2 protein-coding genes are annotated in these 12934 nt (G+C 43.1%); both read left to right on the top strand.

The window, feature by feature from the left end:
- The first annotated feature begins 119 nt into the window (after positions 1-119).
- On the top strand, positions 120-7073 hold the full coding sequence (locus tag I588_RS26760; protein WP_016250036.1) for a MucBP domain-containing protein: 6954 nt from the start codon (positions 120-122) through the stop codon (positions 7071-7073).
- Between the two features lie 82 nt (positions 7074-7155).
- Complete coding sequence (locus I588_RS26765; protein WP_016250037.1) at positions 7156-12894, top strand: MucBP domain-containing protein; 5739 nt, start codon at positions 7156-7158, stop codon at positions 12892-12894.
- The last annotated feature ends 40 nt before the right edge of the window (positions 12895-12934 follow it).

The following is a 12934-nucleotide window of genomic DNA, read 5'->3' on the forward strand; positions in this document are numbered from 1 at the left end:
TAACTTGTATTAGATTCATTTAGGTATGAGTGAGGAGGGTTTGACTAGGGAAAGTAGTAGATCATTTATCATCATCGAATAAAAAGGAAAATGGGAAAGAAAAGGAGTTGGCTTAATATATGAGTCATAATAAGCGCGTTATGGTTTATCGGAGAGAACCAGTTAAGAAGTACAAAATGCATAAGGTTAAGAAACACTGGGTAGTGAAAAGTGGGGTAGCTGGAATTGTAACAGCTGCATCTGTTGGATTACCTGGATTGGCAAGTACCGTGCTAGCTGCAGAAGCAGATACTGAAATAACCAGTAGTACTAATAATAGTGGATTAATAGAAGATGATAATAGTTCTTTTGATTCACTGGCATCTATAAATGAGGAATCTAAATTAGTAAATACACAATCTGATTTAAATAGAGCTTCGAAAACTTGGATGGGAAATCAAGACGAAGGAATTCAAGTTTCTGATGTGTATGTCGTTGACGGAAGTGGAGCAGCTGTAAGTGGAAACTATGGTGGCCTAGGGATAGATAATGGAATACACTTCCAATTAGAATTAACTAATACTCAAATTAAAACAGGTGATATAGTAATTATTCCTATAACTTCTGATTTTAAAACCTTATTTGGAGATGTAACTTTATTTGGTGAACTTAAAACAGACTTAAATGGTATTGGAGCATTGAGTTATGTATCAAATGAAGTAGGATTTAAGATAGAAATAACTGAAGATATTACGGAAGAAAATGCAAAAAATGTTGAAGTAACTATTCCTGGTAGAACTGGTTCATTAATGGGGTTTCAAAAGACATTCGACAATGAAACTCAGACTTTAGCAGCTAAACCCGTAAACATTTATCTATCGGGTGAACCAAAACAAACTTTGACCTCATCAATGACTTGGGGACCAAGTGGGCCACAATGGACTAATAGGAGTGATATTGCTGCAGCCCCTAACTTAATGAGAAATATCTACTCTCTTGTAAATACCAGGAGCTTGGAAGAGTTATTGCAAGGAAGAGAAATTTCAATTCCTTATGACAATATTATACAAATGGAAAAAATAACCATTGAATCTGAGGCATCAGTAGTTTCAAGTTATACCGGCGAACATGGAGAAGATAATGTAGATGGATTTTATAATTCTATATATATGCCTTCCTCAGATGGAAATAATTTTTTTCAAATGTCAGAAGGTTTAAGTGGTAATGTTCTAAGATTTGTCCCTGTTCCAGAAGATGCTACTGATGAACAAATATTTGCATTATTAGAGGCTGCTGGTCCACAAACGTATACAGTAATAAAAACAGGGGATCATACTTATACTACAGCCAGAAATATTGGTTTAAAAGAAAATGGATTTACCTTGACAGACAGTAATGAGTACAAGGCGTTTAAAGATCGAACAGGTTTAGACACACCCGCAGAGTTTTTTGAAGATTTATATGGAGTAGAGTACACGGATCCCGTTGTAATCGAAAGAATTAATGATGCATATAGAAACTATGTTTTTAGTGATTATAATTTACTACATTTCTATTTCACCGATGATTCTAGAGAACATACTATGAGAGTCGAGTATTCAGATTCTACGGGCTACTCAACAGAAAGTAGAAGTACATCAACTGCCACTGTCGTAAATATTGAAAATCCATCATATATAACAGTCAACTATAAAAATAATGGTAATAAGAATCAAACAGTTAAAGGTAGTGATCGAATCTTTAACTTTGCAAGAAGAGATGGAGTGTTAACACCACCAGAAATTCCAGGATATAAATACGTGGGTTATGAAAATGCTCCAGATAGCTTTGTTGATAACGGAGATGGAACTTACACTTATACGCAGGCAGAAGAAAATACTGAATCTGTTGATTTCTTATATGAGCCTTTAAACTATACTGTTCCAGTTAACTACATCAAAAAAGATGCTGAAGGGAATGAAACCTTACTAGATCAAGGAACACCAATTACAGGTACTACTGGACAAAGTAGATTAGTTCGGGCATCAAGTAACTATCGGACTGAAGGACTAGTATTACTTGCTGACTCTGCAACACTTCAGTATGTTATTGGACCTGATGCTGATCCCGAAATCAATTTTTACTATCAAGAAGTTGGATCAGTCATTTACGATGTTAGCGCTTATCCAGGCGATTCTGGATTAACAAATACTCAATATAGTGTGAATGCTGATTTGATTTCAGTTGCAAATGTGGCTATTACAAATGTTCCTGAAGGGTATCACTTAGAAGATGCTTCAGGTAATGACTATAACAATGGAGGATCGATTACTCCTGCAAGCCCAACTGAAGATACTCATCTTAGATTAGTTCCTAATGAGACTACTATCACTTATAACTTTGTTGACACAAATGGACAACCTATAGAAACTCAGCAAACTATTGTTGATAATACTACAGTTAATGCAGATATTACAGATAAATCTGTTCTTATTAATGGATACACTTTAAAAGCGGATAGAACTGTAATCACTGGAGCTACGGAAGAGAATAAAGTGGGAACGAAGGGTCCTGTGACGGTCACTTATACGTACGCTGAGCTAGGTAGTTATGAAATAACCAGCGACGAAGAAGGATTTACAGGTACAACAGAAATTAAGTTTACTAATGATCCTACAGACAAATCCAAGGTGCTAGAGTCTAATGAAGCAAATGTACCTACGATTCCCTATCATGAAGGATTTGATGCCTATTACAATGGTGAAAAACTTGAGTTAATTGATCCCGATAACCCAGGAGCTGGATACAAGGCTCCAACGGTTAAAGAAGGAGACGAAGATAAAAAAATAACTATTGATTACAAGCTAGCTGACGATGACAGCGACTCTGAATCGGATAGCGATTCAGACTCAGATAGTGACTCAGATTCGGATTCCGACAGTGATTCAGACTCAGACAGTGACTCAGATTCCGATAGCGATTCGGATTCCGACAGCGACTCAGATTCAGACTCGGACAGTGACTCAGATTCCGACAGTGACTCAGATTCTGATAGCGACTCAGACTCGGACAGCGATTCAGACTCAGATAGCGACTCAGATTCGGACAGTGACTCAGACTCGGACAGCGATTCAGATTCCGATAGCGATTCGGACTCGGACAGTGACTCAGACTCGGACAGCGATTCAGATTCCGATAGCGATTCGGACTCGGACAGTGACTCAGATTCCGATAGTGATTCAGACTCAGACAGTGATTCAGATTCAGATAGTGACTCAGACTCGGACAGTGACTCAGATTCCGATAGCGATTCAGACTCGGATAGTGACTCAGATTCCGATAGCGATTCAGACTCGGATAGTGACTCAGATTCGGACAGCGATTCAGACAGTGACTCAGATTCCGATAGTGATTCAGACTCGGACAGTGATTCAGATTCCGATAGCGATTCGGACTCAGACAGCGATTCGGATTCCGATAGTGATTCAGACTCGGACAGTGACTCAGATTCTGATAGCGATTCAGACTCGGACAGTGATTCAGATTCCGATAGCGATTCGGACTCGGATAGTGATTCAGACTCAGACAGCGACTCGGATTCCGATAGCGATTCAGACTCAGACAGCGATTCAGACTCGGATAGTGATTCGGATTCAGACAGCGACTCAGATTCGGACAGTGATTCGGATTCGGACAGCGATTCGGACTCAGATAGTGACTCAGACTCGGACAGTGACTCAGATTCCGATAGCGATTCAGACTCAGATAGTGATTCGGATTCCGATAGCGATTCAGATTCTGATAGTGATTCGGATTCAGACAGCGACTCAGATTCCGATAGTGATTCAGATTCGGACAGTGACTCAGACTCAGATAGCGACTCAGATTCGGACAGTGACTCAGACTCGGACAGTGACTCAGATTCCGATAGCGATTCAGATTCGGACAGTGATTCGGACTCAGACAGCGATTCAGATTCCGATAGCGATTCGGACTCAGACAGTGACTCAGACTCGGATAGTGATTCAGACTCAGACAGTGATTCAGACTCGGACAGCGACTCAGATTCCGATAGTGATTCAGACTCGGACAGCGATTCAGACAGTGACTCAGATTCCGATAGCGATTCAGATTCGGACAGTGATTCGGACTCAGACAGCGATTCAGATTCCGATAGCGATTCGGACTCAGACAGTGATTCAGACTCGGACAGCGACTCAGATTCTGATAGCGATTCAGACTCGGATAGCGACTCAGATTCCGATAGTGATTCAGATTCAGATTCAGATTCCGATAGCGATTCAGATTCGGACAGTGATTCGGACTCAGACAGCGATTCAGATTCCGATAGCGATTCGGACTCAGACAGCGATTCGGATTCAGATAGTGATTCAGACTCGGACAGTGACTCAGATTCTGATAGCGATTCGGACTCGGATAGTGATTCAGATTCCGATAGCGATTCGGACTCGGACAGTGACTCAGATTCCGATAGTGATTCAGACTCAGACAGTGATTCAGATTCAGATAGTGACTCAGACTCGGACAGTGACTCAGATTCCGATAGCGATTCAGACTCGGATAGTGACTCAGATTCCGATAGCGATTCAGACTCGGATAGTGACTCAGATTCGGACAGCGATTCAGATTCCGATAGTGATTCAGACTCGGACAGTGATTCAGATTCCGATAGCGATTCGGACTCAGACAGCGATTCGGATTCCGATAGTGATTCAGACTCGGACAGTGACTCAGATTCTGATAGCGATTCAGACTCGGACAGTGATTCAGATTCCGATAGCGATTCGGACTCGGACAGTGACTCAGATTCCGATAGTGATTCAGACTCAGACAGTGATTCAGATTCAGATAGTGACTCAGACTCGGACAGTGACTCAGATTCCGATAGCGATTCAGACTCGGATAGTGACTCAGACTCGGACAGTGACTCAGATTCCGATAGTGATTCAGACTCGGACAGTGATTCGGATTCCGATAGTGATTCAGATTCGGACAGTGATTCAGACTCGGATAGCGATTCAGACTCGGATAGTGACTCAGATTCGGACAGCGACTCAGATTCCGATAGCGATTCAGACTCGGATAGTGACTCAGATTCCGATAGTGATTCAGACTCGGACAGTGATTCGGATTCCGATAGCGATTCGGACTCGGACAGTGACTCAGATTCCGATAGTGATTCAGATTCGGACAGTGATTCAGATTCGGACAGCGACTCAGATTCCGATAGTGATTCAGACTCGGATAGTGACTCAGATTCGGACAGCGACTCAGATTCCGATAGCGATTCAGACTCGGATAGTGACTCAGATTCGGACAGTGATTCAGACTCGGATAGCGATTCGGACTCGGACAGTGACTCAGATTCCGATAGTGATTCAGACTCGGACAGTGATTCAGATTCCGATAGCGATTCAGACTCGGACAGCGACTCAGACTCGGATAGTGACTCAGATTCCGATAGCGATTCAGACTCGGATAGTGACTCAGATTCCGATAGCGATTCAGACTCGGATAGTGACTCAGATTCCGATAGCGATTCAGACTCGGATAGTGACTCAGATTCCGATAGCGATTCAGACTCGGATAGTGACTCAGATTCCGATAGCGATTCAGACTCGGATAGTGACTCAGACTCGGACAGCGATTCAGACTCGGATAGTGACTCAGATTCCGATAGCGATTCAGACTCGGATAGTGACTCAGATTCCGATAGCGATTCAGACTCGGATAGCGATTCAGACTCGGATAGTGACTCAGATTCCGATAGCGATTCAGACTCGGACAGCGACTCAGACTCGGACAGCGATTCCGATTCGGACAGCGATTCAGATTCGGATAGCGATTCAGACTCGGATAGTGATTCAGACTCGGATAGTGACTCAGATTCCGATAGCGATTCAGACTCGGATAGTGACTCAGATTCGGATAGCGATTCAGACTCGGACAGCGATTCCGATTCGGACAGCGATTCAGACTCGGATAGTGACTCAGATTCCGATAGCGATTCAGACTCGGATAGTGACTCAGATTCCGATAGTGATTCAGACTCGGACAGTGATTCAGATTCAGACAGTGACTCAGACTCGGATAGCGATTCAGATTCGGATAGCGACTCGGATAGCGACTCAGACTCAGACTCGGACAGTGACTCAGACTCGGACAGTGACTCAGATTCTGATAGTGATTCAGACTCAGACAGTGATTCAGATTCCGATAGTGATTCAGACTCGGATAGCGATTCAGATTCCGATAGCGACTCGGATAGCGACTCAGACTCAGACTCGGACAGTGACTCAGACTCGGACAGTGACTCAGACTCGGACAGTGACTCAGACTCGGACAGTGACTCAGACTCGGACAGTGACTCAGACTCGGACAGTGACTCAGACTCGGACAGTGACTCAGACTCGGACAGTGACTCAGACTCGGACAGTGACTCAGACTCGGACAGTGACTCAGACTCGGACAGTGACTCAGACTCGGACAGTGACTCAGACTCGGACAGTGACTCAGATTCTGATAGTGATTCAGACTCAGACAGTGATTCAGATTCCGATAGTGATTCAGACTCGGACAGTGATTCAGATTCCGATAGTGACTCAGACTCGGATAGCGACTCGGATTCAGACAGTGATTCAGATTCCGATAGTGATTCAGACTCAGACAGCGATTCAGACTCGGATAGCGACTCAGACTCGGATAGTGATTCAGATTCCGATAGCGATTCAGACTCGGATAGTGATTCAGATTCAGACAGTGACTCAGACTCGGATAGCGATTCAGATTCCGATAGTGACTCAGACTCGGATAGCGATTCGGACTCGGACAGCGACTCAGATTCAGACAGTGACTCAGATTCCGATAGCGATTCAGATTCAGACAGTGATTCAGATATTGGTAAGAAACTTCCTACTACGGGAAATAATAGTGGAACAGCTAACAATACTACTAGTAAAAACTTACCAAAAACAAATTCTGAGGAAGAAACAATCAAATATGCTATTTCTGGAATAGGATTAGTTGGTTTAGGAGTAACATTCTATAGTACGTCTCGTAGGAAAAAGAGAAATGATGGCAAAGAGAACGGCTAATATAGAATAAGCAAAAATGAAGGCTACACAACTAGACTATACCTAGCAGTGTAGCCTTTCTATTTCAAGAGGAGTGAAAAGATTGAAATCACGCATATATTCAATGAAGGATAATACATCTCAGATTGTTTATAGGAAAAATAGAAAGAAGCTTATTTTATCAAGTAGCCCAATGATCTTTTTCCTAATCAGTTCGTTAACATTTAGCAACAATTCTTATGCGGAAGGTATTGATAATTCAAAAGAAGTTAGTAACACAACTGATTTTACCTTTACTACAGTAAATCAATATTTATCTTTAGGAAGAGATAATGGGGAAGTTCCACCTTACTTAGTGCCACCTGAAGGCATGTCTGGACGAGAACAAGAACTATATTATCAGATGATTTATCAGGTTTTGCTAAGTGCTGAGCCTTATTACAATGAACCCAATATACCTGAGTTGATTGATCAATTATTAGAGGCTCGTGCAAAAGATTCATTAAACTTTCTTGGAACAGTCAAAATAGCAGCCGATAATTTATCAGAAGCAACTACTAATGCAAAAAGTCAGAGAGATCAAGCAATACTAGAAGCAAATAATGTATTAGGGTCAAGTGACAATAGAGATCCATATGGTGATGGATCAATAACTTATTATAATTTTTTAGATCCTGCATATAATGCTCTATCAGAGGGAATAGTAGAAATTGGAAAAATTCCAGCGGGTATCACTACTGCTAAACTTATTGAACTAACTAATACTTTCAGATCATTAGGTGACCAAGCGTTAAATGAAGCTATTGAGTATTTGGGTGAGCCTAGCCCAAACTCTGATCAATGGGTTGCTGAAACAACAGTTACCTATAAATATGTCAATGATTTAGGGAGAGAAATTGCTCCTGCAGCAACTAAATCCGCAAAAGCAAATGAAGCCATTGAAGACAATCCAGAAACGATTGATGGCTTTACATTTTTGCGAAAATCGGATGACTCAGCAGAGACTGCTGCGGAAGATGGTAGTTCGGTAGTGACTTATATTTACGAGGGTAACGCATCGACTATTACCTACAGATACATTAATCAGGTAGGAGACAAGATATTAGAGCCAATCGAGGTTTCAACTCGTGTGGGAGACGAGATTGAAAGTAACATTCAAACAATTTCACATTACTCATTCTCAGAGATTGATGAGAGTAACTCAGATGCAGATAATTTTGTTGATCCAGACGGTAAGTCGATCATAACTTATATTTATATCGGTGATGAATCGAGTATTGCTTACCAATATATAAATCAACATGATAGAGAATTAAATGTTGAAGTGATTCCTGCTAGAGTTGGCGACAACATAGTAAATAAAGAAATAGCCATTCCGGGCTATACCTTTATAGAATCTGAAAGTAATTCAGATGATACGAAAGTTAAGCCTAACCATGAATCATTAGTAGTTTATAAATATCAGGGTAATGCTACAACGATCACTTACAACTATTATGACAAAGATAATAATTTTATAACTAGTGATAATAAAGATGTCTTTGTAGGAGATACTATTTCAGAAAATAAGCAAGTTATCTCAGGATATTTATTAGTTGAGAAACGTTCCGACTCAGATGAAGGAATTGTCAGTGAAAATGGATCAACGATTAACTATATATATAGTAAGTTAGGTTCATATGAATTGACTCCAATCAGTCCAGAAGATGAAACAGAATATGTTCAGTATGAAAATGATTCTACTGACCCAAGTGCTATATCTGAAGGAGATATCTTCATTCCATATTACCCCGGGTACGTAGCAACATGTGATGGGGAAGAGTTGGAGCTTATTGACGAAACAAAACCAGAATTAGGATACAAAACACCTAAAGTAAAAGATCCAGAGAAGAATACAGTTATTGTATATGCAGAAGACGATGAAAGTGATTCCGATGCTGACTCAGATTCAGACAGCGATTCAGATTCCGATAGCGATTCAGACTCGGACAGCGACTCAGATTCCGATAGTGATTCGGACTCAGATAGTGACTCGGATTCTGATAGCGATTCAGACTCAGACAGTGACTCAGATTCCGATAGTGATTCAGATTCCGATAGCGATTCAGACTCGGATAGCGATTCAGACTCGGATAGCGACTCGGATTCGGACAGCGACTCAGACTCGGATAGCGATTCGGATTCGGATAGTGACTCAGACTCGGATAGCGATTCAGACTCAGACAGCGACTCGGATTCAGACAGTGATTCAGACTCGGATAGCGATTCGGATTCGGATAGCGACTCGGATTCGGACAGTGATTCGGACTCGGATAGCGATTCGGATTCAGACAGTGATTCAGACTCGGATAGTGATTCAGACTCAGACAGTGACTCAGATTCGGATAGTGATTCGGACTCAGACAGCGATTCGGATTCAGACAGCGACTCAGATTCGGACAGTGATTCGGACAGCGATTCGGATAGTGATTCGGATTCGGACAGCGACTCAGACTCGGATAGCGACTCAGATTCGGATAGTGATTCAGACTCAGACAGCGACTCGGATTCAGACAGTGATTCAGACTCGGATAGCGATTCGGATTCTGATAGCGACTCAGACTCGGATAGCGACTCAGATTCGGACAGTGATTCGGACTCGGATAGCGATTCGGATTCAGACAGTGATTCAGACTCAGACAGCGACTCAGATTCGGACAGTGATTCGGACTCGGATAGCGACTCAGATTCGGATAGTGATTCAGACTCAGACAGCGACTCGGATTCAGACAGTGATTCAGACTCGGATAGCGATTCGGATTCTGATAGCGACTCAGACTCGGATAGCGACTCAGATTCGGACAGTGATTCGGACTCGGATAGCGATTCAGACTCAGACAGCGATTCGGATTCTGATAGCGACTCAGACTCGGATAGCGACTCAGATTCGGACAGTGATTCAGACTCGGATAGCGATTCGGATTCAGACAGTGATTCAGACTCAGACAGCGACTCGGATTCAGACAGTGATTCAGACTCGGATAGCGATTCGGATTCTGATAGCGACTCAGATTCGGACAGTGATTCGGACTCGGATAGCGACTCAGATTCGGATAGTGATTCGGATTCAGACAGCGACTCGGATTCAGACAGTGATTCAGACTCGGATAGCGATTCGGATTCTGATAGCGACTCAGACTCGGATAGCGACTCAGATTCAGACAGCGACTCAGACTCGGATAGCGATTCGGATTCTGATAGCGACTCAGACTCGGATAGCGACTCGGATTCTGATAGTGATTCAGATTCAGACAGCGACTCAGATTCAGACAGTGACTCAGATTCTGATAGTGATTCGGATTCAGACAGCGACTCAGATTCTGATAGTGATTCAGACAGCGACTCGGATTCGGACAGTGACTCAGACTCGGATAGCGATTCGGATTCTGATAGTGATTCAGACTCAGACAGCGACTCGGATTCGGACAGCGATTCAGATTCAGACAGTGACTCAGATTCTGATAGTGATTCAGACTCAGACAGTGATTCAGATTCGGATAGTGACTCAGACTCAGACAGTGACTCAGATTCCGATAGCGACTCGGATTCTGATAGTGATTCAGACTCGGACTCGGATAGCGATTCAGATTCGGACAGTGACTCGGATTCCGATAGTGATTCGGATTCGGACAGCGATTCAGATTCCGATAGCGATTCAGACTCAGACAGTGATTCAGACTCAGACTCGGATAGCGACTCAGACTCAGATAGCGACTCAGATTCTGATAGTGATTCAGATTCCGACAGCGATTCAGACTCGGACAGCGACTCAGATTCTGATAGTGATTCAGACTCGGATAGCGACTCGGATTCGGACAGCGACTCAGATTCTGATAGCGATTCAGACTCAGACAGCGACTCAGATTCTGATAGTGATTCGGATTCAGACAGTGACTCAGATTCTGATAGCGACTCAGATTCTGATAGCGACTCAGATTCTGATAGCGATTCGGATTCTGATAGTGATTCAGACTCAGACAGCGACTCGGATTCCGATAGTGATTCGGATTCGGACAGCGATTCGGATTCCGATAGTGACTCAGATTCAGACAGCGATTCAGATTCCGATAGTGACTCAGACAGCGACTCAGATTCTGATAGCGACTCAGATTCTGATAGCGACTCGGATTCGGACAGTGATTCAGATTCTGATAGTGACTCGGATTCCGATAGTGATTCAGACTCGGACAGTGATTCAGATTCCGATAGTGATTCAGATTCTGATAGTGACTCAGACTCGGATAGCGATTCAGATTCCGATAGTGACTCAGACAGCGACTCAGATTCGGACAGTGATTCGGACTCGGACAGCGATTCAGACAGCGACAGTGATTCGGATTCGGACAGTGATTCGGACTCGGATAGCGATTCAGATTCGGACAGCGACAGTGACTCAGATTCCGATAGTGATTCAGATTCGGACAGTGATTCAGATTCCGATAGTGACTCAGACTCAGACAGTGATTCAGATTCCGATAGTGACTCGGACTCAGACAGCGACTCGGATTCAGATAGTGATTCGGATTCGGACAGCGATTCAGATTCCGATAGTGACTCAGACAGTGACTCAGATTCCGATAGTGATTCAGACTCAGACAGTGATTCAGATTCCGATAGTGACTCAGACTCGGATAGCGACTCAGACTCAGACAGTGACTCAGATTCGGACAGCGATTCAGATTCCGATAGTGATTCAGACTCAGACAGCGACTCGGATTCAGATAGTGATTCAGACTCAGATAGCGACTCAGATTCCGATAGCGACTCGGATTCGGACAGTGATTCAGACTCGGATAGTGACTCGGATTCCGATAGTGATTCCGATAGTGATTCAGACTCAGACAGTGACTCAGATTCCGATAGTGATTCAGACTCAGACAGTGACTCAGACAGCGACTCGGATTCGGACAGTGATTCAGATTCTGATAGTGACTCGGATTCCGATAGTGATTCAGACAGCGACTCAGATTCTGATAGTGATTCAGACTCGGATAGTGATTCAGATTCCGATAGTGATTCAGATTCGGACAGCGATTCCGATAGCGATTCAGACTCAGATAGTGATTCAGACTCAGACAGTGACTCAGACTCGGATAGCGATTCAGATTCGGACAGTGACTCGGATTCCGATAGTGATTCAGACTCGGACAGTGACTCAGACTCAGACAGTGACTCGGATTCAGATAGTGATTCAGACTCAGACAGTGATTCAGACTCAGACAGTGATTCAGATTCCGATAGTGACTCAGATTCGGATTCGGACAGTGATTCAGACTCGGACAGCGACTCAGATTCCGATAGCGACTCGGATTCGGACAGTGATTCAGACTCGGACAGCGACTCAGATTCCGATAGCGACTCGGATTCGGACAGTGATTCAGATTCTGATAGTGACTCGGATTCCGATAGTGATTCAGACTCAGACAGCGACTCAGACTCGGACAGTGATTCAGACTCGGATAGTGATTCAGATTCGGACAGCGATTCAGATTCCGATAGTGACTCGGATTCCGATAGTGATTCGGATTCGGACAGTGACTCAGATTCCGATAGCGACTCAGACTCCGATAGCGATTCAGATTCTAATAAGAAACTTCCGACAACTTTGAGCAATTCTCCTGTTTCTAAGACGAAAAAAGCAGGCGCACTTCCGAAGACGGGAACAGATGTTAAAGAATCTTCTTATCCGTTAGCTGGTTTAGGAGCTATAGGAATTGGTTTATTAGGCTTAAAAGACAAACTGAGAAGGAAAAAGCGAAAAACAAAAGATACAATCGATGATTTTTTTGATCAGAATGAGTAGGAAATTGTAACATGACGAACGATCTTTCTATAACAAAGAA

The sequence above is a fragment of the Enterococcus pallens ATCC BAA-351 genome (genome assembly GCF_000407485.1).
GTDB classification, from domain to species: Bacteria; Bacillota; Bacilli; order Lactobacillales; family Enterococcaceae; genus Enterococcus_A; species Enterococcus_A pallens.

What these genes read in the sequence shown, in the direction of transcription:
- I588_RS26760 (WP_016250036.1), top strand. Translation starts at nt 120, where the DNA reads ATGAGTCATAATAAGCGCGTTATGGTTTATCGGAGAGAACCAGTTAAG.